General features: G+C 72.6%; 23 protein-coding genes and 1 tRNA gene. 13 read left to right on the top strand and 11 right to left on the bottom strand.

All coding sequences use genetic code 11. The features are described from left to right. Positions 1 to 74: 74 nt before the first annotated feature. From AC4BG9_RS09450 to AC4BG9_RS09465, 4 genes are all read left to right on the top strand, one after another. On the top strand, positions 75 to 626 hold the full coding sequence (locus AC4BG9_RS09450) for a toxin-antitoxin system HicB family antitoxin (RefSeq protein WP_490570841.1): 552 nt from the start codon (positions 75 to 77) through the stop codon (positions 624 to 626). A gap of 80 nt (positions 627 to 706) precedes the next feature. Next, entirely contained in the window at positions 707 to 1,546 is an 840-nt protein-coding gene (locus AC4BG9_RS09455; protein WP_490570842.1) for a DUF4097 family beta strand repeat-containing protein, read from the top strand. Positions 1,547 to 1,584: 38 nt separating this feature from the next. Next, positions 1,585 to 1,731, top strand: coding sequence for a hypothetical protein (locus AC4BG9_RS09460; RefSeq protein WP_490570843.1), 147 nt, complete (start codon positions 1,585 to 1,587; stop codon positions 1,729 to 1,731). A 31-nt stretch (positions 1,732 to 1,762) separates the two neighbouring features. Then, positions 1,763 to 2,107 carry a TraR/DksA family transcriptional regulator gene (locus tag AC4BG9_RS09465; protein WP_490570844.1) on the top strand — a complete coding sequence of 115 codons (345 nt, stop codon included), beginning with the start codon at positions 1,763 to 1,765 and terminating at the stop codon, positions 2,105 to 2,107. 9 nt (positions 2,108 to 2,116) lie between these two features. Here the strand turns inward: AC4BG9_RS09465 and AC4BG9_RS09470 are convergent, their stop codons facing one another. From AC4BG9_RS09470 to dcd, 6 genes are all read right to left on the bottom strand, one after another. Next, the gene (locus AC4BG9_RS09470) at positions 2,117 to 3,067 is read right to left on the bottom strand and encodes a siderophore-interacting protein (protein WP_490570845.1); all 951 of its coding nucleotides are present in this window, start codon (positions 3,065 to 3,067) and stop codon (positions 2,117 to 2,119) included. Positions 3,068 to 3,089: 22 nt separating this feature from the next. Further along, a complete protein-coding gene (locus tag AC4BG9_RS09475) occupies positions 3,090 to 3,920 on the bottom strand; it encodes an ABC transporter ATP-binding protein (protein WP_490571072.1) in 831 nt (276 codons plus the stop codon). 2 nt (positions 3,921 to 3,922) lie between these two features. Beyond that, complete coding sequence (locus AC4BG9_RS09480) at positions 3,923 to 4,987, bottom strand: FecCD family ABC transporter permease (RefSeq protein ID WP_490570846.1); 1,065 nt, start codon at positions 4,985 to 4,987, stop codon at positions 3,923 to 3,925. Further along, positions 4,984 to 6,021, bottom strand: coding sequence for a FecCD family ABC transporter permease (locus tag AC4BG9_RS09485; RefSeq protein WP_490570847.1), 1,038 nt, complete (start codon positions 6,019 to 6,021; stop codon positions 4,984 to 4,986). The genes AC4BG9_RS09480 and AC4BG9_RS09485 overlap by 4 nt, the downstream gene beginning before the upstream one ends. Next, complete coding sequence (locus AC4BG9_RS09490; protein ID WP_490570848.1) at positions 6,018 to 7,058, bottom strand: iron-siderophore ABC transporter substrate-binding protein; 1,041 nt, start codon at positions 7,056 to 7,058, stop codon at positions 6,018 to 6,020. The genes AC4BG9_RS09485 and AC4BG9_RS09490 overlap by 4 nt, the downstream gene beginning before the upstream one ends. Positions 7,059 to 7,162: 104 nt before the next feature. Further along, positions 7,163 to 7,738, bottom strand: a complete 576-nt coding sequence (gene dcd, locus AC4BG9_RS09495; protein ID WP_490570849.1) for a dCTP deaminase — start codon at positions 7,736 to 7,738, stop codon at positions 7,163 to 7,165. 51 nt (positions 7,739 to 7,789) lie between these two features. Here dcd and AC4BG9_RS09500 point away from each other — a divergent pair, with 51 nt between their 5' ends. The 3 genes from AC4BG9_RS09500 (at position 7,790) to AC4BG9_RS09510 (ending at position 9,311) form a co-directional block, all read left to right on the top strand. Beyond that, positions 7,790 to 8,551: an SGNH/GDSL hydrolase family protein gene (locus tag AC4BG9_RS09500; protein WP_490570850.1), complete on the top strand. Its 762-nt coding sequence runs from the start codon at positions 7,790 to 7,792 to the stop codon at positions 8,549 to 8,551. Positions 8,552 to 8,591: 40 nt separating this feature from the next. Next, positions 8,592 to 8,667, top strand: a tRNA-Gly gene (locus AC4BG9_RS09505). Continuing rightward, entirely contained in the window at positions 8,667 to 9,311 is a 645-nt protein-coding gene (locus AC4BG9_RS09510; protein ID WP_490570851.1) for a DUF2461 domain-containing protein, read from the top strand. Before AC4BG9_RS09505 ends, AC4BG9_RS09510 begins: the two co-directional genes overlap by 1 nt. Before the next feature lie 10 nt (positions 9,312 to 9,321). On the opposite strand, the gene AC4BG9_RS09515 is transcribed toward AC4BG9_RS09510, so the two are convergent. Then, positions 9,322 to 9,780 carry an RrF2 family transcriptional regulator gene (locus tag AC4BG9_RS09515; protein ID WP_490570852.1) on the bottom strand — a complete coding sequence of 153 codons (459 nt, stop codon included), beginning with the start codon at positions 9,778 to 9,780 and terminating at the stop codon, positions 9,322 to 9,324. 280 nt (positions 9,781 to 10,060) lie between these two features. Here AC4BG9_RS09515 and AC4BG9_RS09520 point away from each other — a divergent pair, with 280 nt between their 5' ends. Continuing rightward, the gene (locus AC4BG9_RS09520; protein WP_490570853.1) at positions 10,061 to 11,944 is read left to right on the top strand and encodes an acyl-CoA dehydrogenase; all 1,884 of its coding nucleotides are present in this window, start codon (positions 10,061 to 10,063) and stop codon (positions 11,942 to 11,944) included. A gap of 76 nt (positions 11,945 to 12,020) precedes the next feature. Here AC4BG9_RS09520 and AC4BG9_RS09525 read toward each other — a convergent pair whose 3' ends face one another. Further along, positions 12,021 to 13,766, bottom strand: coding sequence for an NHL domain-containing thioredoxin family protein (locus AC4BG9_RS09525; protein WP_490570854.1), 1,746 nt, complete (start codon positions 13,764 to 13,766; stop codon positions 12,021 to 12,023). Positions 13,767 to 13,809: 43 nt separating this feature from the next. On the opposite strand from AC4BG9_RS09525, the gene AC4BG9_RS09530 reads away from it, so the two are divergent. Next, positions 13,810 to 14,628, top strand: a complete 819-nt coding sequence (locus tag AC4BG9_RS09530) for a maleylpyruvate isomerase family mycothiol-dependent enzyme (protein ID WP_490570855.1) — start codon at positions 13,810 to 13,812, stop codon at positions 14,626 to 14,628. Beyond that, positions 14,625 to 15,554, top strand: a complete 930-nt coding sequence (locus tag AC4BG9_RS09535; RefSeq protein ID WP_490570856.1) for an oxidoreductase — start codon at positions 14,625 to 14,627, stop codon at positions 15,552 to 15,554. The genes AC4BG9_RS09530 and AC4BG9_RS09535 overlap by 4 nt, the downstream gene beginning before the upstream one ends. 7 nt (positions 15,555 to 15,561) lie before the next feature. Here the strand turns inward: AC4BG9_RS09535 and AC4BG9_RS09540 are convergent, their stop codons facing one another. From AC4BG9_RS09540 to AC4BG9_RS09550, 3 genes are all read right to left on the bottom strand, one after another. After that, a complete protein-coding gene (locus AC4BG9_RS09540) occupies positions 15,562 to 17,181 on the bottom strand; it encodes a hypothetical protein (RefSeq protein ID WP_490570857.1) in 1,620 nt (539 codons plus the stop codon). Positions 17,182 to 17,267: 86 nt separating this feature from the next. Continuing rightward, entirely contained in the window at positions 17,268 to 18,521 is a 1,254-nt protein-coding gene (locus AC4BG9_RS09545) for a fatty acid desaturase family protein (RefSeq protein WP_490570858.1), read from the bottom strand. 31 nt (positions 18,522 to 18,552) lie between these two features. Next, positions 18,553 to 19,713, bottom strand: a complete 1,161-nt coding sequence (locus AC4BG9_RS09550; protein ID WP_490570859.1) for a ferredoxin reductase — start codon at positions 19,711 to 19,713, stop codon at positions 18,553 to 18,555. 96 nt (positions 19,714 to 19,809) lie between these two features. Here AC4BG9_RS09550 and AC4BG9_RS09555 point away from each other — a divergent pair, with 96 nt between their 5' ends. The 3 genes from AC4BG9_RS09555 to AC4BG9_RS09565 are packed head-to-tail and all read left to right on the top strand — an operon-like array spanning position 19,810 to position 23,209. Further along, positions 19,810 to 20,967, top strand: a complete 1,158-nt coding sequence (locus AC4BG9_RS09555) for a PucR family transcriptional regulator (protein ID WP_490570860.1) — start codon at positions 19,810 to 19,812, stop codon at positions 20,965 to 20,967. Further along, positions 20,964 to 21,392 carry a hypothetical protein gene (locus AC4BG9_RS09560; protein WP_490570861.1) on the top strand — a complete coding sequence of 143 codons (429 nt, stop codon included), beginning with the start codon at positions 20,964 to 20,966 and terminating at the stop codon, positions 21,390 to 21,392. Before AC4BG9_RS09555 ends, AC4BG9_RS09560 begins: the two co-directional genes overlap by 4 nt. After that, positions 21,374 to 23,209, top strand: a complete 1,836-nt coding sequence (locus AC4BG9_RS09565) for a CotH kinase family protein (protein WP_490570862.1) — start codon at positions 21,374 to 21,376, stop codon at positions 23,207 to 23,209. The genes AC4BG9_RS09560 and AC4BG9_RS09565 overlap by 19 nt, the downstream gene beginning before the upstream one ends. Positions 23,210 to 23,213 lie beyond the last annotated feature (4 nt).

Consider the following 23,213-nt stretch of genomic DNA (forward strand, 5'->3'; position numbering starts at 1 on the left):
AACAACCGAGGTGCTGTCATCGCTGACATCAAACCTCTTGACGTTGACGTCATAGTGACGTCATAGTGATGCTCATGGACATCACGCCGTACGTCGACCACCTCCGCCGGGACCTGACGTCCGCAGCCGAGGCCGGCGGCGACGAGCTCCGCTCCGCCGCCGAGCGGCTCGCGTTCGCCCTGGAGCCCGCCGCCCGCCTCGCCCTGATGGAGGCCATCAGCCAGGCGGCCGCGGAGATCACCACCGAGATGCCGTCCGGCAGCGTCGACGTCCGGCTCAACGGCCGCGAGCTCGACTTCGTGGTCGAGCTCGCACCTCCGGCGCACAGCGCCGTGCCACCGCGACCCGTCGCGCCGCCGCCCTCCCCCGAGGACCCCGACGAGGGTCTGGCGCGGGTGACGCTCCGGCTGCCGGAGTCGGTCAAGGCGAAGGCCGAGGAGAAGGCCGCGCAGGCGGGGCACAGCCTCAACACCTGGCTGGTCAACCTGGTGCGCCGGGCGACCGACGAGGACGCCATCAACATCGACATCGACCTGTCGAGCATCCCGTTCCTCGGCGGCGTGGACCCCTTCGGCCGCCCCGGACGCGGTGGCCGCGGCACCAAGCGCATGACCGGCTGGATCTGACCCGCCCCCTACCCCACCTCACCCCCAACCTCACGGAGCCGGCCCGCCGGCGCCGCGGACGAGCACACCCGGAGGCATCCATGTTCCATCGACTCCCCACCCCCGACCCGGTCCAGCTGCGCGTCGAGGTCGGCCGCGGCAGCATCACCCTCGACGCCACCGGCACCCGCGCCCAGGGCGAGACCTTCGTCGAGATCGAGGGACCGCAGGCGGAGCTCGTCGAGGTGGTCCAGGACGGCGGAAGCATCTCCATCAAGGCGCCCCGCCCGCGATTCGGCTTCGGCTCCTCGGACGAGCAGCCGCTCCACGTCACCGTGGCCCTGCCGCCCGGCAGCGACGCGGTGGTGCGCAGCGGCAGCGCCCGCACCAAGGTCTCAGGCTCGCTGGTCACGCTCGCCGTCAAGAGCGGCTCCGGAGACGTGCTCGTCGACCGGCTGGCCGGACAGGCACTGCTCGAGACCGGCTCAGGCGCGATCAAGATCGACGTCGTCGCCGGCGAGCTGCAGGCCAAGAGCGGCTCCGGCGACATCTTCCTCGGCCACGTCGGCGCCCCGGCGAGCCTCTCGACCGGGTCGGGCGACGTCACCGTGCAGACGGTCGAGGCCGAGCTCGCCGTCAAGACCGGCTCGGGCGACCTGCACGTCGCCGAGGCCGGGGCCGGCACCGATCTCACCATGTCGACCGGCAGCGGCGACGTGCGGCTCTCCAAGGTGCTGTGCGGCCGGGTCGGCGTCCGCGGCGCCTCGGGCGACGTCCGCCTCGGGATCCCGGGCGGCACCCCCGTCTGGACCGACCTCACCACCCTCACCGGGGCGATCCGCTCCGACCTCGCCCCGACCGGTGAGCCCGCCGAGGGCCAGGACCACGTCGAGGTGCGCGCCAAGACCGCCTCGGGGGACATCGTGCTCACCCAGCTGTGAACGAACCGACCCGACCGACCCAGCCTCCAGGAGGAGACATGGACTACACACCCGCCGACATCGAGCTCATCGTCCACAACCGGATCCGCACGCGGACGCCGCAACACCCGCGCCCACCCGTCGTACGCCGGCGGACGCGGCTCGCGCGCCAGCTGCGCCACCTCGCCGACCGGCTCGACGGCTGAGCGCCCTGCGCGTCCGCGCCACACTGGAGCCATGAACCCCGAGGACGCCCGCGCCCTGCTCGAGGAGGAGCGGGCCGTCGCGGTACGCCGGCTGGCCGGCCTGACCGAGGACTTCGACGCCATCGTCGCGGCGTCGCAGGACACCAACGCCGACGACGAGCACGACCCGGAGGGCGCCACGATCGCCTTCGAGCGCTCCCAGGTCGATGCCCTGGTCGGCCAGACCCGGCGCCGCCTGGTCGAGGTCGACGACGCGCTGGCCAGGGTGGAGCGGGGCGACTACGGCACCTGCCGGGTCTGCGGCCGGGCCATCCCCGACGACCGGCTCGCGGCACGCCCGACCGCGCTCACCTGCGTCGGCTGCGCCGCCGGCTGAGCCCTGGCCTCAGGAGCGCATCGCGACGCCACGACGCCAGTAGCCCATGAAGGCGACCTGTCGCCGATCGACCCCGAGACCCTTGACCAGGTGGCGCCGCAGCCCGGTGACCATGCCCGACTCGCCCGCGATCCAGGCGTAGAGCCCCTCGTGGGGCACCGGGTCGTCGGCGACGGCCTCACCGGAGGAGGAGTAGCTCGGCGTCTCCCACAGGTCGGGGTCGACGTCGTCGGGCTCCACCGCGGGGGAGGCCGCCGAGACGCCCGAGACGCCGAGGTGCTCGACCACCGCGGCGTGCAGCCGCTCCCCCAGAGGCGCCTCCTCGCGGGCGATCCAGGTCAGCTCGATGCCGGCGGGGGCGATCACGTCGGGCAGGAAATCGCCCTCCACGGGCACCTCCAGGAAGGCCGCGCCGAGGGCGTCGGCGGGCAGGTCGCGCAGGATCCCGGCGACAGCCGGGACGGCCGTCTCGTCGCCCACCAGCAGCACCTCGGTGGCAGCCCCGGGGACGAACTCGACCCCGCCGAAGGGCCGGCCGCGCCGCGGGGCGAGGGTGACCACCCGGTCGCCGGGCTTCGCCTGCGACGCCCAGTCGGAGCCCGGGCCGTGCTCGCCGTCGCCGACGTGCAGGACCACGTCGACGACCAGCCGCGTGTCGAGGCCGCTGCCGCGCACCTCGCGGATCGTGTAGGTCCGCATGTGCCCCCGCTCCTCCGCGGGGATGTCCAGCCAGCTGGCGAACCACGACTCGTCGACCCCGGAGAGGTCCGGCAGCTCACCGCCGGCGTGCGGGAAGACGAGCTTGAAGCGCTGGTCGAGGAGCGGCCCGTCGGTGCCGAAGTCGAGGAGGCAGTCGCCCCCCAGCTCGATCCGCACGAAGGTCGGTGAGAGGCGGTGCACGTCGACCACCTCGAGGACGCCGAGCACCAGCGGGAGATCGGGGGCGGTGGTGACAGTCATGGCTGGTCCGTTCGGGGTCGGGTCAGTGGTGGTGGCGGCCCATCGGGACCACCAGCGGGGTGTGGGAGACGGGGTCGTCGATGACCCGGCACTCGAGGTCGAAGACGCGGCGGACCACGTCGGGGGTGACCACCTGGGACGGCGGGCCGGCCGCGACCACCTGCCCGGCCTGCATGGCGACCAGGTGGTCGGCGTAGCGCGCGGCCATCGTCAGCTCGTGCAGCACCATCACGATCGTGGTGCCGCGGGCGGCGTTGAGGTCGCGCAGCACGTCGAGCAGCTCGACCTGGTGGGCCAGGTCGAGGTAGGTGGTGGGCTCGTCGAGGAGCAGCAGGTCGGTGCGCTGGGCCAGGGCCATCGCCACCCAGACGCGCTGCCGCTGGCCGCCGGAGAGCTCGTCGACGTTGCGCTCGGCGAGGTCGAGGGTGCCGGTCAGCGCCAGGGCGTCGGCCACCGCCTCGTCGTCCTCCCGGCTCCACCGGTGCAGCAGGCCGCCGTGCGGGTGCCGCCCGCGCGAGACCAGGTCGGTGACGGTGAGCCCCTCGGGAGCCACGGCACTCTGCGGCAGCAGGCCCAGGGTGCGCGCCACCTGGCGCGAGGGGAGCTTGTGGATCGCCTGCCCGTCGAGCAGCACGCTGCCGCCGGTCGGCTTGAGCAGCCGGGCCATCCCCCGCAGCAGAGTGGACTTGCCGCAGGCGTTGGCGCCGACGATCACGCTGACCCGGTGGTCGGGCACCACCAGGGACAGGTCCTGCACCACGGGACGGTCCCCGTAGCCGAGGCTGACGTGGTCGGCGACGAGGCGCGACGTCCTGCTCTGCTCCACGGTGACCTCCGGACGTTCGTGGGTGATGGTCACGCGACTCTCCTTCCGGTGCGGCCGCTGGCGAGCAACCAGAGCAGGAACGGGGCCCCGAGAGCGCCGGTGACGACGCCGGTGGGGAAGTTGATGTCGGCCAGCAGGTAGTCGGCCACGTAGTCGGCGCCCACCACGATGATGGCGCCGACCAGCGCGGAGCCGACCAGCGTGGTGCGCCCTCCGAGCAGCAGCCGGGCGATCGGGCCGGCCAGGAAGGCGACGAAGGCGATCGGTCCCGCCGCTGCCACCCCCACCGCGGTCAGCAGCACCGCCAGCATCAGCACCAGGTCGGAGCGGTGCGAGCCGACGCCCAGCCCGGTGGCGGCGTCCTCGCCCAGCTCGAGCAGCGGCAGCGCGCGGGTGGCCCACACGACGGCGGGGAGCAGGACCAGCAGGGCCAGGGTGAGCAGCCGGATCGTCGGCCAGTCGGCGGAGCTGACGCTGCCGGTGAGCCAGCGCAGCACCAGCTGGGTGTCCCAGACGCTCGCGCGGGTGAAGACGTAGTGGACCACCGAGAGCAGAGCGGCGGCCATGCCGATGCCGGCCAGCACCAGGTGGTGGGTGCCGCCCGGCCCGGCGACCAGCCGGACCAGCAGGGCGGCCGCGACCGCACCGAGGATCGCGGCCAGCGAGACCGGGGCACCTTCGAGGTCGAGGAGCACGATCGCGACCACGGCGCAGGCACTCGCACCCATCGAGACGCCGATGACGTCGGGGCTGGCCAGCGGGTTGCGCAGGGTGGCCTGGAAGACCGCACCGGCCACGCCGAAGGCGACGCCGACCAGCACCCCCAGCACCGCCCGCGGGAGCTTGGCCTCCATCAGGATGAACGACGCGCCGGGGATCTCGGCGCCGAAGAGGATCCGGAAGAAGTCCGGGACGGTGAAGGTGAAGTCCCCCAGCAGGACCCGGGCCGCGAAGACGGCGAAGAGGAGCGCCGAGAGCCCGCCGAGCACGAGGCGGCGCCGCCGGCGCGGAGTCCGGCGCGCGCGGCGCACCACGGCGGCCCGCTCGTCCGCGGTGCCGTCGAGCTGCTGCTCGAGCAGCAGGGAGCCGCTCACAGCGCACCCATCCGTCCGCGGCGTACCAGGACCAGGAAGAACGGCACGCCCACGGCGGCCGCCATGATCCCGACCTGGACCTCGCCGGGCGGGAGCACGATCCGCCCGACCGTGTCGGCCAGGACCACCAGCGTCGCACCGACCAGGGCGGCCAACGGCAGGAGCCGGGTGTGCGCGGGACCGACCAGGGCGCGGACCGCGTGCGGGACGACCAGGCCGACGAAGGCGATGGGGCCGGCCAGGGCGGTCGCGGTGCCGGCGAGCAGGACGATCGCCAGGCCCACCAGGGCACGGTCCAGGCCGGCCCGTCGGCCCAGGGCCCGCGCCGTGTCGTCGCCGAGGACCAGCGCGTCGAGCAGCCGGGCACCGAGGACGGCCAGCACCGCGCCGACCAGGAGGAAGGGCAGCCCGGTGCCCAGCACGCCCAGGTCGCGCCCGCTCACGTCGCCGACCTGCCAGAAGCGGAACGACTCCAAGGTGGCCCGGTCGACCATGAGCACGGCGGTGCTCCAGCTGGTCGCCGCCGCGGTCACCGCGGCACCGGCGACCGCCAGCTTGACCGGAGTGGCGCCGCCACCGCCCAGCGACGCGATCCCGTGCACCAGCACGGCGGCGACGGCCGCGCCCGCGAAGGCGAACCAGATGTAGGTCTGGAGGGCGTTGATGCCCACGAGCGAGATGCCGAGCACCATCGCCAGCGACGCGCCCGCGTTGATGCCCAGGATCCCGGGGTCGGCCAGCGGGTTGCGGGTCAGTCCCTGCATCAGAGCGCCGGCCAGCCCGAGGGCGGCGCCGACGGCCGCACCGAGGAGCGTGCGCGCCAGGCGAGCCTCGAAGATCGGGCGGAGCGGGTCGTCGCCGTCGAGGAGCACCGCGGGCGAGAGCGGCCGGGAGCCGATGAGCAGCGAGGTGATGCCCGCCAGGAGCAAGACCACGACCGCTGCCACGCCGAAGCGGGCAGCGGTCGAGGCGCGGCCGCGGGGCCGGTCAGCCGCAGACGGCTGGCCGGCACCCGGGGCCTGGAGCAGGGTCACGAGCCGTTGGCTCCCGCGGCGGCCTCGGCGACCTTCGGCAGGTAGTTCTCCACGATGAAGGGGATGGAGATCGGCGTCGGGTTGGTGATGGAGAGGCCGATGTGCTTGTCGGGCTCGGCGTAGACGTTCCCGGCGGCGAGTGCGGGGATCCGCCCGAGCAGCTTGTCCTTGCGGTAGGTCTCCAGCTCGTCGTCGGACTCCACGTAGGTCAGCAGCAGGTCGGAGTCGAGGCTGTCGGCGTCCTCCGCGGCGACCGCGCCGTAGAACTGGCCGTCCTTGACCGTCTCGCCGACGACGTCGGCGACGACGAGGCCGAAGCGCTCCAGGATGGCGACCCGCGGGTCCTGGGGGCCGTAGATGTCGACCGTCGCCATCTTGGCGGGCGTGAAGTAGGCGAAGACGAAGGAGGTGCCCTGCAGCTCGGGGTGGTCGGCCTTGGCCTCCTCGATCGTGCTGTTGGTCTCCTCGATGACCTCAGCCGCCAGCTCGGAGCGGCCCAGGGCCTGGCCGGCGAGCTCCATCTGGGTCTCCCACGGGGTGACGAACGGAGCCTCGGGATAGGGGACGACCGGCGCGATCTTGCTGAGCTTCTTGTACTCCGCCTCGGTGATCCCCGAGTTGGTCGCCAGGATCAGGTCGGGGGCGGTCTCTGCGATCTCCTGGACTGGGGCGCCGGCGGAGTCGTCGTAGCGCACCGGCGCCTCGCCGCCCACCTCGGCCAGCTCGGCGTCGAACCAGTCGGTGGAGCCCCGGTCGTTGCCGCCCCAGCTGATCTTGACCGACCCGACCGGCACCACGCCCAGAGCCAGGGCGTTGTCCTGGTCGGTCCAGCCCAGGGTGGCCACCCGGGTGGGCTCCTCCTCGATGGTCGTCTCGCCGAAGGCGTGCTCGATGGTGACCGGGAAGGCGTCGGCGTCGGCCGACGACGCGGCCTGCGGGGCCGCCTCCTCCGCGGTGTCGGTGGAACCGGTGCTGCAGGCCGTGAGAAGGCCGAGGCCGGCCAGGGCAGCGGCCAGCCGAAGAGTCGTGCGTCGCATGGGGATCCTCGTGTTAGGGAAGCCTTACCTTTCCAAGGTAGACCCTGCGCGCACCCCACACCAGCCCGGGTGACGTGGTGCACACCCGGGAGCCGGAAGGATCCTCAGATCGGGGTGCGGTGGAACCGTGCGAACGACTTCGACGGGGTCGGCCCGCGCTGGCCCTGGTAGCGCGACCCGTACTTCTCCGACCCGTAGGGGTGCGCGGCGGGCGAGGAGAGCCGGAAGAAGCAGAGCTGCCCGATCTTCATCCCCGGGTAGAGCTTGATCGGCAGGGTGGCGACGTTGGCCAGCTCGAGGGTCACGTGACCGGAGAAGCCCGGGTCGACGAAGCCCGCCGTCGCGTGGGTCAGCAACCCCAGCCGCCCGAGGGAGGACTTGCCCTCCACTCGCGCCGCCACGTCGTCGGGCAGGCTGCAGACCTCGTACGTCGACCCCAGGACGAACTCCCCCGGGTGCAGGATGAACGGCTCGTCGCCCTCGGGCTCCACCATCCGGGTGAGGTCGCTCTGGTCGGCGGCGGGGTCGATGTGGGGGTAGCGGTGGTTCTCGAAGACCCGGAAGAAGCGGTCGAGTCGGATGTCCACGCTGGAGGGCTGGAGCATCTCCTCGTCCCAGGGGGTGAGGCCGATGCGGCCGGCGTCGATCTCGGCCAGGATGTCGCGGTCGGAGAGCAGCACGCAGGCACCCTACCGTCGAGAGGCCTTGGGCCGATGCCGGAGAATCCGGCCATGACCTTCCACCGCTACGTCGCACTCGGGGACTCCTTCACCGAAGGCGTCGGCGACCCCGACCCCACCCGGCCCAACGGCCTGCGCGGGTGGGCCGACCGGGTCGCGGAGCACCTCGCGCTGGAGACCGACGACTTCGGCTACGCCAACCTCGCGATCCGGGGTCGCAAGCTGCCGGTGATCCTGGCCGAGCAGCTCGAGCCGGCCCTCGCCCTCGAGCCCGACGTGGTCACGATTCACGGCGGCGGCAACGACGTGCTGCGGCCCAAGGTCGATCTCGACGCCCTCGCCGAGCAGTACGACGAGGCCATCGGCCGGCTCACCGCGAGCGGCGCCCGGGTGGTGATGTTCACCCTCCTCGACCCCGGCCGCAGCGGCATCTACTCGGCGGTGCGCGGCCGGTTCGCGATCTTCAACGAGTGGGCCCGGGAGATCGCCGACAAGCACGGGGCGACCCTGGTCGACATGTGGCGGATGCGCGACGTCGACCTGGCCGCGCACATGGACGAGGACCGGATGCACCTCAACCCCGCCGGGCACCACTACATGGCCCTGCAGGTGCTCGACGCGCTGGGCGTGGAGCACCCGCTGGAGCCCCTGGAGGTGGCCGCGCTGCCGCTGCGCGGACGGCGCGAGCAGCTGCGCGAGAACGTCCGCTGGACCCGCGAGTTCCTCGGGCCGTGGGTGCACCGCCGGATCACCGGGCGCTCTTCGGGCGACGGGGTGCAGCCCAAGCACCCGACTCTCGACAGGATCCGGTAGCATCCACCACCGTCGGCGCAGCACCACCGCGGCCGGCACTGCGGACGTAGCTCAGTTGGTAGAGCGCGACCTTCCCAAGGTCGATGTCGCGAGTTCGAATCTCGTCGTCCGCTCCATGGATTCCACGGAGTTCACCGGCTTCCCGGTCGCGGCCCTCGACTTCTACGACGATCTCGAGGTCGACAACACCCGGGCCTTCTGGGAGGCCCACAAGCAGGTCTACGCCGAGGCGGTCCGCCGGCCGATGGAGGCGCTGGTCGCCGCCCTGGAGCCGGAGTTCGGCGCCCCCAAGGTCTTCCGCCCCTACCGCGACGTGCGCTTCAGCAAGGACAAGACGCCGTACAAGACCCACCAGGGCGCCTTCGTCGCCGCCGGGGAGGCCACCGGCTGGTACGTCGAGCTCTCACCCCGCGGCACCCGGGTCGGCGCCGGCTTCTACGACGCCTCCGGCCCGCGACTGGCCGCGATCCGGGAGGCGATGGCGCGGGAGACCTCGGGCGCGGCTCTCGCCCGGCTGCTGAAGCGCTACGCGAAGGACGGCTGGGAGATCGGGGGCGACCGGCTCAAGACCTCGCCGCGCGGCTACGCCGCCGACCACCCACGGATCGAGCTGCTGCGGCACAAGCAGCTCTTCGTGGGCCGCCCCTACGGCTTCGAGGCCGACGCGCTGGGCCCCGGGCTGGTCGACCGCGTCCGCGACGACTGGCGCGCCCTGCGCCCCCTCGTGGAGTGGATCGCCGACGCCGCACGCGGCGCCTGAGCGGTGCCGCTCAGTGCGGCTGCCAGGCGTCCTCGTCGCCGGTGCGCGAGGTGACGGCCTCGGGCAGCTCGCGTCCCGCGAGCTGGGCGATGGAGACCTGCTCGAAGACCTCGCGCAGCGAGCTGCGGGCCGCGATCCAGACGTGCTGGAGCACCTCGGCGGAGGCGTTGTAGGAGACCGCCTCGGGGCGCAGCCCGTAGACGGAGACCAGCGGACCGTCGACGGCCCGGATGACGTCGGCCACCGAGACCTCGGCAGGGTCGCGCGCCAGGCGCCACCCCCCGGACTGGCCGCGCTGGGAGACCACCACACCACCCTTGCGGAGGTCGGCGAGGATGGCCTGGAGGAACCCGTGGGGGATGTCCTGGGACTTGCCGAGCTCCTCGGCGCTGACCGGTTTGGCGTCGGCGCGCGCCGCCATCTCGATGAGGGCCCGAAGGGCGTAGTCGGACTTGGCGGAGACGCGCATGGGGCCATTTTGGCAGACCCGGCCGCCGGCCGGGTCGGACAGCCTGTTTCCGGGCCTCCGCGCCCCCCTTGAAGGCCCGCGCGAAGACCCCTCACGCAACGCCGGTGCGACGTAGGATTGCGCCTCGTTGCAAAGATCACCACCGAACCGCTTGCAGGGCGCTGTCCGCCGAGGCACAATATGTTACTGGCTGGTAGGACGCGTGTGCCTCCAGTCGCCCCGTTACAGGACCGGACCGTCAGGCTCCGGTCACCCCATGAGACCGGATAAGGGTGGGTCAGTGAGCCACTACAAGAGCAACCTGCGCGACATCGAGTTCAACCTCTTCGAGGTGTTCGGCCGAGGCGAGATCCTCGGTCAGGGCCCCTTCGCGGAGGTCGACGCCGAGACCGCCCGCGAGGTGCTGGCCGAGGTCGACCGCCTGGCGCGCGAGGACCTCGCCGCCTCCTACGAGGACAGCGACCGCAACCCCCCGGTCTTCGACCCGAAGACCCACTCCGCGCCGCTGCCGGAGTCGTTCAAGAAGAGCTACCGCGCCTGGATGGACGCCGAGTTCTGGCGTCTCCAGATCCACGAGGAGCTGGGCGGCACCCCGGCGCCGTCCAGCCTCAACTGGGCGATCGGCGAGATGGTGCTCGGCGCCAACGCGCCGGTCCACATGTACGCCGCCGGCGCGCCGTTCGCCGGCGTGCTCTACAAGAACGCAAACGGCGTGGAGCGCGACCAGCGCGTCGCCCAGATCATGGTCGAGCGCGAGTGGGGCTGCACCATGGTCCTCACCGAGCCCGACGCCGGCTCCGACGTGGGTGCCGGCCGCGCCAAGGCCGTCCCCAACGAGGACGGCTCCTGGAACATCACCGGCGTGAAGCGCTTCATCACCTCCGCCACCAACGACATGACCGAGAACGTCATGCACCTGGTGCTCGCCCGCCCCGAGGGCGTCGAGGGCGCCGGCGGCCCGGGCACCAAGGGCCTCTCGCTCTTCTGGATGCCCGAGCACCACTTCGACCACGAGACCGGTGAGCTGACCGGCGAGCGCAACGGCGTCTACGTCACCAACGTCGAGCACAAGATGGGCATCAAGGTCTCCAACACCTGCGAGCTCACCTTCGGCGACCCGCAGGTCGGCGGCGGCGAGCCCGCCAAGGGCTGGCTGGTGGGCGAGGTCCACAACGGCATCGCGCAGATGTTCGACGTCATCGAGAACGCCCGGATGATGGTGGGCACCAAGGCGATCGCCACCCTCTCCACCGGCTACCTCAACGCGCTGGAGTACGCCAAGGAGCGGATCCAGGGCGCCGACCTCACCCAGTCGGCCGACAAGACCGCCCCCCGCGTCACGATCACCCACCACCCCGACGTCCGTCGCTCGCTGATGGTGCAGAAGTCGTTCGCCGAGGCCATGCGCGCCCTGGTGATCTACACCGCCACCTGGCAGGACAAGGTGATGATCGCCGAGCACGAGGGCGAGCACGACAAGCTCGCCGAGGCGGTCAACGACCTGCTGCTCCCGATCGTCAAGGGCTACGGCTCCGAGCGCTCCTGGGTGCTGCTGGGCACCGAGTCGCTGCAGACCTTCGGTGGCTCCGGCTTCCTGCAGGAGTACCCGCTGGAGCAGTACGTCCGCGACGCCAAGATCGACACCCTCTACGAGGGCACGACCGCGATCCAGGGCCAGGACTTCTTCTTCCGCAAGATCGTCAAGGACCAGGGCCGCGCGCTGGGCCACCTGGCCGGCGAGATCGAGGGCTTCATCAAGTCCGAGGCCGGCAACGGCCAGCTCAAGAACGAGCGGGCCCTGCTGGCCAAGGCGCTCGAGGACGCCAACGCCATCGTCGGTCACATGATCAACGACCTGATGTCGGCCGACGCCTCCGCCGAGGGCGGCGACCTGCGCAACATCTACAAGGTGGGCCTCAACACCACCCGCCTGCTGATGGTGCTCGGCGACGTCGTCTGCGCCTGGCTGCTGCTGCGCCAGGCCGAGGTCGCCCTGGGCAAGCTCAACGGCGAGGTCTCGGCCAAGGACAAGGCGTTCTACGAGGGCAAGGTCGCGGCCGCCCAGTTCTTCGCCGCCACCAACCTGCCCCGCCTGACCGCCGAGCGCGCCATCGCCGAGAGCATCGACCTCTCGCTGATGGACCTCGACGAGGCCGCCTTCTGATCCACGCCTGAACCAGGCAGCGACACGAAGGGCCGCACCCGGCTGGGTGCGGCCCTTCGTCGTCCTCGGGTGAGGGTCAGGCGGTGCCGCCCAGCGGCAGGGTGAGCGCCACCTCGCCGGTGGCGCTCACCCGCACCGGGACGCCCCAGTCCTGCTGGTGCACGTGGCAGGCCGCCCCCTCGCCCGGCGTCCCGTCCTCGACGACGTCGCAGGAGGCCGCCCGCGCCGCGACGTGGAGCACCCCCTCCCCCACCGCCGGGTCGAGCTCGAGTGGACGGGTCAGGCCGGTGGAGCGGCCCTGGCCGGCACGCAGCAGCGCGGCCGGCGTCGCGGTCACCATCAGCTGGGTCGCGGGACCGTAGCGGTCGTCCACCTTCTGCCCCGGCGGCGGGGTGAAGACCGCCTCCAGCAGCACCGAGGCGGCCACCTCGGTGACCGGCCGCTGGGTGCGGTGGCTGAAGTCGGCCGCCTGCGCCGACGCGCCCAGCGGTACCCGGGTCAGCCGGTGGGCGGTCGACTCCACGACCACCAGGTGCTCGCCGTCGACGTACGCCCCGCTCGGCTCGGAGAGCCCGGTGGCCAGGGTGGTGAGCTCGCCGGCCGCCGGGTCGAAGCGGCGTACGGCGCCGTTGTAGGTGTCGCAGACGGCCACCGACCCGTCGGGCAGCGCGCTCACCCCGAGCGGGTGCTGGAGCAGCGCCTGGTCGGCCCTGCCGTCGCGGAAGCCGAAGTCGAAGAGGCCGGTGCCGACCGCGGTGCCCACCTCGCCGTCCTCGACCCAGCGCAGTGCCGAGACCTCGCTGTCGGCGAGCCAGAGCCGGTCGCCGACGACGGCCAGCCCGCTGGTCTGCGCCAGCCAGGCCTGGTCCAGGGGCCCGTCACGCAGCCCCTCGTGGGTGGTGCCGGCCGCCACCTCGACCACCCCCGTCCCGGGGTCGAAGGTCCAGAGCTGGTGGATGCCGGCCATCGCCACCCAGACCCGGCCGCGCCACCACGCGACGTCCCAGGGGCTGGAGAGTCGCTCGGGGCCGTCGCCGGGCATCCACTGCTCCCCGTCGCCGGCCAGCACCCGGACCTCGCCGCCGGCCAGGGCCAGCCCGCGGAGCTGGTGGTGCACGGTGTCGGCGACCACCACGTCGTAACCCACCTCGGCGGCCACCTCCTCGGGCAGCAGGCAGAGCCCGTTGGGTTCGGCGAAGCCGCCGAACCGGCGCAGCACCGGCCCGTCGGCCGAGGCCAGCTCGACCACCTCGTCGTGACCGGCGTCGGCGACCAGCACCCGGCCGTCGGGCAGCGACAGCGCCTTGGCCGGGAACCGCAGGTCGGTCGGCTCCACCACCGGCGGCACGTACGGCGAGTCGCCCGGCTGCAGGGTGCCGCGCTCGCGGTGCTCGGCGACCAGCTCGGCGAGCAGCCGGTCCAGGGCGTGCACGTGCCCCTCGCCGGCGTACTGGGCCACCACGTAGCCCTCCGGGTCGATCAGCACCAGCGTGGGCCAGGCCCGCGCGGTGTAGGCCGACCAGGTGACCAGCTCGGGGTCGTCGAGCACCGGGTGGTGCACGCCGTAGCGCTCGACCGCGGCGACCAGCGCGTCCGGGTCGGCCTCGTGCACGAACTTCGGCGAGTGCACGCCGACGACCACCAGCTCCTCGGCGTACCTCGCCTCCAGCGGCCGGAGCTCGTCGAGGACGTGCAGGCAGTTGACGCAGCAGAAGGTCCAGAAGTCGAGCAGGACGAATCGCCCACGCAGGTCGGACAGCGACAGGGGGCCGGGGGTGTTGAGCCAGCCGCGACCGGTGAGCTCGGGGGCACGCACGCGCATGTGCCCATTCTCCTGGTCGGCCCCTGAGCCCTAGGCTTCCGGCATGACGCAGAGCGGTTTGGTCCAGCACGTCGACATCTGGTGGCAGGCGATCAGCGACTTCACCGCGCTGCTCGAGGAGCTCGCCCCCGAGGAGTGGTCGGCGCCCACCGACCTCCCCGGCTGGGACGTGCACGCGGTGGTCGCCCACACCGCCCACCTGGAGTCGCTGCTCGCCGGCGGCCGGCACGAGGAGGTCGAAGTCGGCGAGGTGCCCCACGTGAGGAGCCCGATGGGCACCTTCACCGAGCAGGGCGTCCTGGCCCGACGCAACCGCACCCCCGACGACATGCTGATCGAGCTGCGCGAGTCGACCACGCAACGGCACACCGCCCTGCTCCAGGACCCGCCGACCGACCCCGACGCCCCGGCCCCGGGGGTCTTCGGTGCGCTGGGCTGGTCGACGCTGACGCTGCTGCGCAACCGTCCGCTGGACGTGTGGATGCACGAGCAGGACGTGCGCCGGGCGGTGGGACGCCCCGGCAACCTGGACGGCCCCGGCGCCCGGCACACCGTCGACTACCTCTCCGAGACCCTCGCGCTGGTGCTGGCCAAGCGGGCCGGTGCGGCCCCGGGCTCCACGCTGGCGCTGCGGGTCCAAGGGCACCAGGAGCGCCGGTTCGGCGTCGGGGACGACGGCCGCGGCCGCGAGCTCACCGGCGGGGCGACCGAGGAGGAGCCGACCACCACCCTCGACATGTCGGCGGAGGCGTTCGCGCTGCTCGCCGGGGGCCGGCGCAGCCCCGAGCCGGGAACGGTCCGGGTCTCCGGCGACTCCGCCCTCGGCGAGCGGGTGCTGGCCGCGATGGCCGTCACCCCGTGAGCGCCACCTGGTCGGTCGACGACATCGGTGACCAGCACGGACGGACCGTCCTGGTCACCGGAGCCAGCCCGGGCGGGCTGGGCCACCACACGGCCCTCGAGCTGGCGCGGCGCGGCGCCCGGGTGGTGCTCGCGGGCCGGAACCAGGCCAAGCTGGAGGCGACCGCCGAGGTGATCCGCGAGCAGGCGCCCGAGGCCGCTCCGGAGCAGCTGCTCGTCGACCTCGCCTCCCTGGAGTCGGTCCGCGCGGCGGCCGGCCGCGCCCGCGATCTCGGCGCCCTGCACGTGCTGGTCAACAACGCCGGGGTGATGGCCACCCCCCAGCAGGTCACCGGGGACGGCTTCGACTTGCAGATGGCGACCAACCACTTCGGTCCCTTCCTGCTGACCGGCCTGCTGCTGCCGCAGCTGGTCGCCAGCGGCGACGGCCGGGTGGTCACGGTGAGCTCGCAGATGCACCGGATGGCCCGGCACGCCCCGCTGGGCGACCCCCGGGCCCACCACGAGCGCTACCGCCGCTGGCCGCGCTACGCGGAGTCCAAGCTGGCCAACCTGTTCTTCACCTTCGAGCTCGAGCGGCGGCTGCGACAGCGCGACCTGCCGGTGCGGGCGCTGGCCGCACACCCCGGCCTGGCGGGCACCCACCTGACCGCCAACGGCCAGTTCGGGCGCTCCTCGGGGGGAATGGCCTCGATCCTCGACGCCGCGGTCCGGGCCGTCTCCCAGTCGGCCGCCCAGGGCGCCTGGCCTCTGCTGATGGCCGCCACCGCGGACCTGCCCGGCGGCTCCTACTGCGGCCCCGCGGGTCGCCAGCAGATGTCCGGTCCGCCGCGCCTGGTGGGCACCGCCCCGCTGGCCCGCGACGAGGTGGCGCAGCGCCGGCTCTGGGAGCTCAGCGAGGAGGCCGTGGGTCTGCGCTGGCCCTGAGCCGGGTTCAGCCCTTCTTGGCGGACTTGCGCACCACGTCGCGCACCCGGACCAGCCCGCCGACGGTGCCGACGTACGCCGCTCCCTGCGGGCCGAGCGTGACTGCGGAGTAGTGGTTGTTGTAGAGCACCCCGGTGCCGGCCCGGACCGAGAATGCCGTCTCGCCGGTGTGCGCGTCGATCGCGGTCAGGTACCAGGCGGAGACTCCCCACAGCGTGGGTCGCTTGGTCCAGGTGTAGAGGAGGCCGGTCTCCCAGGAGACCGTCGGCAGGGCGGAGGGGGCGACCTCGTCGTTGGTCCAGGAGACCCGGCACTCGCCGTCGACGTGGTCGACCCGCGCCAGGCCGGGCGAGGAGGAGAAGCCCATCGCAGTGGAGCGTGGGCCGGCGTAGCCGTGGTTGTTCTCCACGATCACCCCGGAGCCCACGGAGGCCAACGACGTCTCGGTCGCCGACTCGCCGCCGTCGAAGACGGCCGCGCTGCAGACCTCCTCGCCGGTGGCCCGGTCGACGAAGACGACGTGCAGCCGAGGCTCGGCGTTGTCGGCGATCGCCACCAGGTCGTGGTCGAGCAGGGTCGGCGAGGTGCCGCTGCCCTGCACGAACTGCCCGACCTTCTGCTCGACGCCGCGGTCGTACTCGGTCCGCCAGGAGACCGCCGGCGCACCCTCGGCGTCGACGGTCATCCGGTAGAGCGCGGCGTCGGTGACCAGGAAGACCCCACCTGCCTCGTCGACGGCGAAGGTGTTGGTGATCCGCTCGCCCTCCAGGTGGGTGCCTCGCACCATCCCGGCGACCGGATCGACCACGCCGACGCGACCGTCGCGGCTGGCCCACCAGATGCGGCCCGTCCAGTCGGGCTTGACCGCGACCAGGCAGTCGGTCTCCGGCACGTGCTCGGCCACGCTCCACGACTCCTCGACCGTCAGGTCGGGATGGCCCTCGGCGTCGGCCGTGCCGATCGCCTGGATCCGCCGCTCCGTAGTCGTCACCACCGCCCGGTCGCCGTTGTCGAGGTAGAACTGCGAGCCGTTGCAGACGTCCTGCCAGGCCGAGGTGCCGGTCTCGGCGCGGGCCGGCAGCCGAGTGGTGCTCAGCGGGCGCATCGAGTCGGGGTCGATGACCCGCAGGACCGCGCCTCGCCGGTCGTGGCAGAGAGCGACGATCCGGCCGTGGGAGTCGAAGGCGACTCGCCCGCACTTCTCCAGTCCGTACCAGGCGGTGTCCACCTCGGGACGGTCGCCCAACGGCCCCGCTCCCCGCAGCGCCCCGCTGGACCACGCGTCGTTGTTGACCGCGTCGGACCCCGCCTGGGCCAGCCAGGGGTTCTGCGGCGGCTCCTCGGCTGCGATGGGGTGGGCGGAGACCTGCTGCCCCTCGTAGCGGGGAGCCACCAGCAGGCCCCCGGCGGTCGGCACCGGCAGGCGCCCGTCGGGCACCACCCACACCAGCAGGGAGGCGGCGACGGCCACGCCGACGCCGATCGCCACCCCGCGGACGGTCACGTGCGGTCGCGGCACGCGGTCGCGCACCCGCGGCACGGCCAGCAGCACCGCGACCAGCACCAGGGTCCACGGACCCACCAGCAGGTAGATGAGCCCCAGCAGGACCACGAGCAGCCAACCCACGTCTCAGAGGCCTCCGAAGCCGGGTGCGCCGAGGCGGATGGGGGAGCTCATGGGCACGAGGATAGTTCCCGTGCCGGGGGGTCAGGTCAGGCGGCCAGCCGGGCGTCCTTCGCGTCCTTGGCGCGGCGGGCCTCCTGGGCCAGGCGGGCCTGGAGGGCACGGCGGGTCTTGCGGTCGCCGGTGGCCATCTTGAACAAGCGCACCAGCTGCTGCGGGGCGTTGCGCACCGTGGTGGTCTCCACGAAGCCGTTGGGCAGGCTGAGCCGGACCACCTTGTGCCAGGCGCTGTAGACCTGCTGGGGCAGCGGACGCTCCAGGTAGGTGAGGCCGTACTTGTCGAAGATCGCCTTCACCTGCGGGGCGACCTCCTTGTAGCGGTTGCTCGGCAGGTCGGGGAAGAGGTGGTGCTCGATCTGGTGGCTCAGGTTGCCGGTCAAGATGTGCATGCCCTCGGAGCCGGAGATGTTGGCGGAGCCGAGCATCTGGCGCAGGTACCACTCGCCGCGGGTCTCCTTCTCGGGGATCGCGGCACGCTCGAAGGTCTCGACCCCCTCGGGGAAGTGGCCGCACATGATCACCGAGTGCGACCACAGGTTGCGCACCAGGTTGGCGGTGAAGTTGGCGGCCAGGGTCGGCAGGAACGAACCGGTCGGGATGGCCAGCGCGGGGTGCACGACGTAGTCCTTCGTCATCTGCTGGCGGATCTTCTTCACGGTGTTCTTCGCCCGGCGGGTGAACTCGGGGTCGCGGCGCTCCTTGGGGGTGCGCAGGTTCTTGCCGAGCTCGAGGTCGTAGGCGGCGATGCCGTACTCGAAGAAGCAGGCGTTGATGAAGTTCCACAGCGGCTGGCCGAGGTACATCGGGTGCCACTTCTGGTCCTCGTCGACCCGCATGATGCCGTAGCCGAGGTCGTTGTCCTTGCCCACGATGTTGGTGTAGGTGTGGTGGATCTCGTTGTGGCTGTGCTTCCAGCCCTCGGCGGTGGAGGCGTTGTCCCACTCCCAGGTGCTGGAGTGGATCTTGGGGTCGCGCATCCAGTCCCACTGGCCGTGCATGACGTTGTGGCCGATCTCCATGTTCTCCAGGATCTTGGCGACGCTCAGGCCGGCCGTGCCGACCACCCAGGCGGGCGGGAGGGCGGAGAAGAGGAGCACGGCGCGGCTGCCGAGCTCGAGGTAGCGCTGGGTCTTGACCATGCCCCGGATGTAGGCGGCGTCGTTGGCGCCGCGGTCGTCGAGGACCTCCTGGCGGATCCGGTCGAGCTCGCGACCGATGTCCTCGATGTCCTCGGGGGTGAGGTGGGCGGTGGGGTTCTCGGACTTCTTGGTGATGGTCGTCATGTCGACTCCTTGGGGGGTGGGATCGAGCAGGTCAGTGGTCGAGGGTGCACGGGCCGGCAGCGGCGCTGATGCAGGTCTGGATCTTGATGCCGCCCGGGTCGGTCTCGCCGGGGACGGCGGTGGTCAGCGCGCCGTTGCGCAGGTCGCGGACGGTGCCCTCCTTGAGCGGCAGGACGCAGCCCATGCAGATGCCCATGCGGCACCCGGAGGGCATCAGCACGCCGGCCTCCTCGGCGGCGTCGAGGATCGGGGTGGCACCGTCGTCCTCCACCTCGACCCCCGTGCGGGTGAAGGTGACGATGCCGCCTTCCCCAGCCTCGACGCGGGAGACTCGGAACTGCTCGACGGTGAGGTCGAGACCGCGGGAGGTGTGGTGCTCCTCGAGGGCGTCGAGCAGGGCGGCCGGCCCGCAGGCCAGGGTCTGCCGCGCGGCCAGGTCGGGGACGAGCGACTCCAGGTCGTCGACGTCGAGGACCCCGTGCACGTCGTCGTAGCGGGGCACCAGCCGGATCAGGCCCGCGGCGTCGAGCGCCTTGAGGTCGCGCAGGAAGATCGAGTCGGGCTCGCTGGGGGCCACGTGCACGACGGTGATGTCGTAGGGGGCGCTGCGCTCGAGGCGTACGACGCCGGAGTCGGCGACCGGGAAGAGGTTGCGCAGCATCCCCACCACGGGGGTGACCCCGGAGCCGGCCGTGACCATCAGGAACTTGCCACCCTCGGGCGGGAGCACGAACTCGCCGTCGGCCTGCTCGAGGTGGACCAGGGTGCCGGGGCTGGCCTCGCGGACCAGGTGGCTGCTGACGACGCCGTCCTGGACCGCCTTGACGGTGATCGAGATGTTGCCGTCGGCGCGCGGACCGTGGGTCAGCGAGTAGGCCCGCCAGTGGCGGACCCCGTCGACGTCGATGCCGACCCGGGTGTACTGACCGGGGACGTGGCCCGCCCAGTCGGCGCCGGGACGGATCACGATGGTGGCGGCGTCGGCGGTCTCCGGCTCGACCGAGACGATCCGGCCGCGCAGCTCGGCGCCGGAGCGCAGCGGCGCGAAGAGGTCGAGGTAGTCGGCCGGCATCAAGGGCGTGGTGGCGGCCTCGACGAGCCTGACCGCGCGGTCCCGGAGGCGCAGCGGAGCGCCACTGCGGTGGCGTCCCCGGCGCGGGGACCCGTTGGTCTCGTTGAGAAGCATGGCCATGGACCCATCATGTCTGGTCGAACGGGGTAGATTCCTGACCACCAGACGTGAAGTTTCGCGTCACAATTGTTCGCAGACGCCAAAAAGGAGCCTCCGATGGCGCGACACGCCGGTCGTCTCGGTAACGACCACGGTCTGGAGCTCTCCGCCGCCGAGGTGGAGGTGATGCGCAACAGGCTGCCGGCGGTCGCCGACGCGGCCGTCGGCGCCATCATCGCCGAGGTCCCGACGTATGCCAATGCCCTCTCCGGCACGATGGGCGAGACGATCCGCAGCGCGGTGCAGCTGGCACTGGGTGGCTTCATCCAGCTGGCCTCCCGACGCGCCCGGGCCGGCACCCGTCCCACGGCGCCGGCGATGGAGGGCGCCTACCAGCTCGGCCGGGGCGAGGCGCGTTCCGGCCGGAGCATGGAGGCGCTCCTCGCGGCGTACCGGGTCGGCGCCCGCGTCTCCTGGAGCGAGATGTCGGCCGGGCTGCTCGCCGACGGCGTCGACGCCGAGACCCTGGCGAAGTTCGCCGGTCTGGTCTTCGCCTACATCGACCAGCTCTCGGCCTCCAGCGTCGCGGGCCACAGCGACGAGTCAGCGACCACCGGGCGGATGCGTCAGCAGCTGCGCGAGGCGCTCGGCAACGCCCTGCTCCGGGGTGACGCGCCCGACCTGCTGGTGCGGGCCGCGGCGCGCGCGGAGTGGGAGCTCCCGGAGACGTTGACGGCCGTCGTCCTGCCGGAGGCGCACCTGCGGGCGGTGTCGTCGGCGGTCGACCCGCGGACCATCACGGTGGCCGACCCCGGCACCGAGGAGCTGGTGGTCCTGCTGGTGCCGGACGCCACCCGGAGCCTGCTGCTGCGGGCGGTGGTCGGCGTCCCGGCGGTGGTCGGTCCCACCCGGCCCTGGCTCGAGGCCAGGTCCTCGTGGCAGCGGGCGAGCCGGGCCGCCGACCTCGATCCGGAGATCACCGACACCGAGAAGCACCTCGCTGAGCTTCTCGTGCACGCCGACGCCGAGGCGTTGGCCGACCTCCGCGCCCAGGTGCTGGCTCCGCTGGACGAGCTGGGCCCGGCGGCGCGGGAGAAGCTGACCGACACCCTGCGCGCCTGGTTGCTCCACCAGGGCCGGCGCGAGGCGGTCGCCGAGGCGCTCTTCGTGCACCCCCAGACCGTGCGCTACCGGGTGGGCCAGCTCCGGTCGGCCTACGCCGAACGCCTCGAGGACCCGACCTTCATCCGGGACGCCACCATCGCCCTGGCATGAGCGCAGGCACCGGGGTGATCTATCTCGGGCTCTTCCTCTACACGGTGTGGCAGTGGCTGCCGGGCCGCGCGACCGACCCGCGGATGCGGGCCACCGGCTGGCTGGCCGCCGTCGTCCTGGCCGTCGTCGCTGCTCTCGCGGCGTTCTACGCCTGGCGCCTGGGCGCAGCCACGCCACCTCCCCCGACACCGCCTGAGCGAGACCTCCTGGGCGACCCTTCCCGCGCAACTGGTGGACCGATGTCGTCCTGGCCCCGTGTCGCCGACATCAACCCACCAGTTCATCAGGGAACGAGCACGGCCGGGCGCTTCGGGCGCGGATCGCTCTTCTCCTGCGCGGGAGGGCTGCCTCAACCTACGCTCGCCCGGTGTTGTGGACAACGAGCCGAGCCGGGCTGCGAGCCCTGGTGGCTGCCCTGGTACTGACCCTCCCCGCCACCGCCCTCGGCGCGAGTGCCGCCGTCTCGGCGCCCGAGCGGACGGCGTCCGGGGGCTCCGCCCGACCCTCCGGCCCGCCCGAGGCGCAGACAGACGGGAAGCGGGTGCGCCTGCGTGGTGCCGTGCCGCGCCTGCGCCGCGCCCCGGTGGTGCTCCAGCGGCACGCGAACGGCCGGTGGGTGCGGGTCGCCGACGCCCGGACCCGCGCCCGCGGTCGCTACGTCTTCACCCGCAAGGTCCACTCGCCCACCAGGTTCCGGGTGGTGGCCCCCGCCCACCGCGGCCGGCCGGCATGGCGCAGCAAGCCGGTCCGGGTGGTGCCTCGTCGCGTCGTCCCGCCCACCCAGCCGCCCACGCCCACACCCACGCCGACACCCACGCCGAGCCCCACGCCGAGCCCGACGCCGACACCGAGCCCGACGCCCACCCCGACGCCGAGTCCGAGCCCGACTCCGACGGCAGCGCCCACCACCACGCCGACCCCCACGCCGACCCCCACGCCGACGGTCGCCCCGATCGAAGCCGACCCGGAGTTCTTCGGGACGCTGCCGGCTCTCTCGATCACCACCGACGACGGGCTGCCGATCGTCGACGACGAGGTCTACTCGCGCGCCGACATGGTGTTCGACACCGACGGCACGACTGACCGCGACGGCGACCCGGTGCCCGCCACGGAGCTCTCGGCACGGCTGCGGGTCCGCGGCAACTCCACCTCCTGGGTGCAGGACAAGCTGCCCTACAAGGTGAAGCTCGACGAGCGCGTCTCCGTGCTGGGGCTGCCCGCCTCCAAGGACTTCGTGCTGCTCGCCAACGCCTACGACCGCTCCCTGCTGCGCAACACCGCGGCGTTCGCCCTGGCCCGCCGCCTCGCCATGCCGTGGGCCGCCCGCCTGCACGACGTCGAGGTGTGGCTCAACGGCGAGTACAAGGGCGTCTACCTCTTCGGCGAGGGCGTCGAGGTCGAGCCCGACCGGGTCGCCATCGAGCTCGCCGAGCCCGGCTCCGTCCCCGTGGACGGCGGCTTCCTGCTCGAGGCCGACCTGTGGGAGGACGACGACCCCAGCTTCCGCACCCCCAACGGCATCAACGTGTTCATCAAGGAGCCGGGCGACATCACACCCGAGTTCGCGGCCGAGGTCGAGCGCCAGCTCACGCACTTCGAGTCGGTGCTCTACTCCGACGAGTGGCTCGACCCCGAGCACGGCTACCACTCCCTGGTCGACCTCCGCTCCTTCGCCGACTGGTACCTGCTCCAGGAGACCACCAAGAACCAGGACTCCCACTTCCGCGGGAGCGTCTACCTGCAACGCAGCCGCCACGGGCTGCTCTCGATGGGGCCGCCCTGGGACTTCGACATGACCGCGGGCATCAGCACCGGGTGGGGCCTGGACGACCCCGAACGATGGTTCATGTACCCCGACCCGGATCCGGACGCGCCCTCCAACGAGCCCTGGCTCAGCCCGAGCACCCACCCTCATGGCCACTGGGTGCGCCGGATGCTCCGCGACCCGGAGTTCGTCGAGCTGATCCGCCGGCGCTGGACCCAGGCGGCGCCGGACGTGGCCACCCTCGGCCCCTTCCTCGCCGAGCGGGTGGAGTGGCTGGCGCCGGCGGCGGAGCGCAACTTCGCCCCTGCCCCGGAGGGCGGTGGCCACCTGCTGACCCCTTACTGGTCCGAGGGGACGCAGTTCCAGCTGGACTTCACCACCTGGCGCGAGCACGCCGACCTGGTGACCGAGTGGTACGCGGATCGGATCCGCTGGCTCGACGACGCCATCGCCACCATGAGGCCAGTCGGCGAGTGAGCCG

The organism is Nocardioides sp. Z40_12 (assembly GCF_058215795.1).

What these genes read in the sequence shown, in the direction of transcription:
- AC4BG9_RS09450 (WP_490570841.1), top strand. Translation starts at nt 75, where the DNA reads ATGGACATCACGCCGTACGTCGACCACCTCCGCCGGGACCTGACGTCC.
- AC4BG9_RS09455 (WP_490570842.1), top strand. Translation starts at nt 707, where the DNA reads ATGTTCCATCGACTCCCCACCCCCGACCCGGTCCAGCTGCGCGTCGAG.
- AC4BG9_RS09460 (WP_490570843.1), top strand. Translation starts at nt 1,585, where the DNA reads ATGGACTACACACCCGCCGACATCGAGCTCATCGTCCACAACCGGATC.
- AC4BG9_RS09465 (WP_490570844.1), top strand. Translation starts at nt 1,763, where the DNA reads ATGAACCCCGAGGACGCCCGCGCCCTGCTCGAGGAGGAGCGGGCCGTC.
- AC4BG9_RS09470 (WP_490570845.1), bottom strand. Translation starts at nt 3,067, where the DNA reads ATGACTGTCACCACCGCCCCCGATCTCCCGCTGGTGCTCGGCGTCCTC.
- AC4BG9_RS09490 (WP_490570848.1), bottom strand. Translation starts at nt 7,058, where the DNA reads ATGCGACGCACGACTCTTCGGCTGGCCGCTGCCCTGGCCGGCCTCGGC.
- AC4BG9_RS09500 (WP_490570850.1), top strand. Translation starts at nt 7,790, where the DNA reads ATGACCTTCCACCGCTACGTCGCACTCGGGGACTCCTTCACCGAAGGC.
- AC4BG9_RS09510 (WP_490570851.1), top strand. Translation starts at nt 8,667, where the DNA reads ATGGATTCCACGGAGTTCACCGGCTTCCCGGTCGCGGCCCTCGACTTC.
- AC4BG9_RS09515 (WP_490570852.1), bottom strand. Translation starts at nt 9,780, where the DNA reads ATGCGCGTCTCCGCCAAGTCCGACTACGCCCTTCGGGCCCTCATCGAG.
- AC4BG9_RS09525 (WP_490570854.1), bottom strand. Translation starts at nt 13,766, where the DNA reads ATGCGCGTGCGTGCCCCCGAGCTCACCGGTCGCGGCTGGCTCAACACC.
- AC4BG9_RS09530 (WP_490570855.1), top strand. Translation starts at nt 13,810, where the DNA reads ATGACGCAGAGCGGTTTGGTCCAGCACGTCGACATCTGGTGGCAGGCG.
- AC4BG9_RS09545 (WP_490570858.1), bottom strand. Translation starts at nt 18,521, where the DNA reads ATGACGACCATCACCAAGAAGTCCGAGAACCCCACCGCCCACCTCACC.
- AC4BG9_RS09550 (WP_490570859.1), bottom strand. Translation starts at nt 19,713, where the DNA reads ATGGCCATGCTTCTCAACGAGACCAACGGGTCCCCGCGCCGGGGACGC.
- AC4BG9_RS09555 (WP_490570860.1), top strand. Translation starts at nt 19,810, where the DNA reads ATGGCGCGACACGCCGGTCGTCTCGGTAACGACCACGGTCTGGAGCTC.
- AC4BG9_RS09560 (WP_490570861.1), top strand. Translation starts at nt 20,964, where the DNA reads ATGAGCGCAGGCACCGGGGTGATCTATCTCGGGCTCTTCCTCTACACG.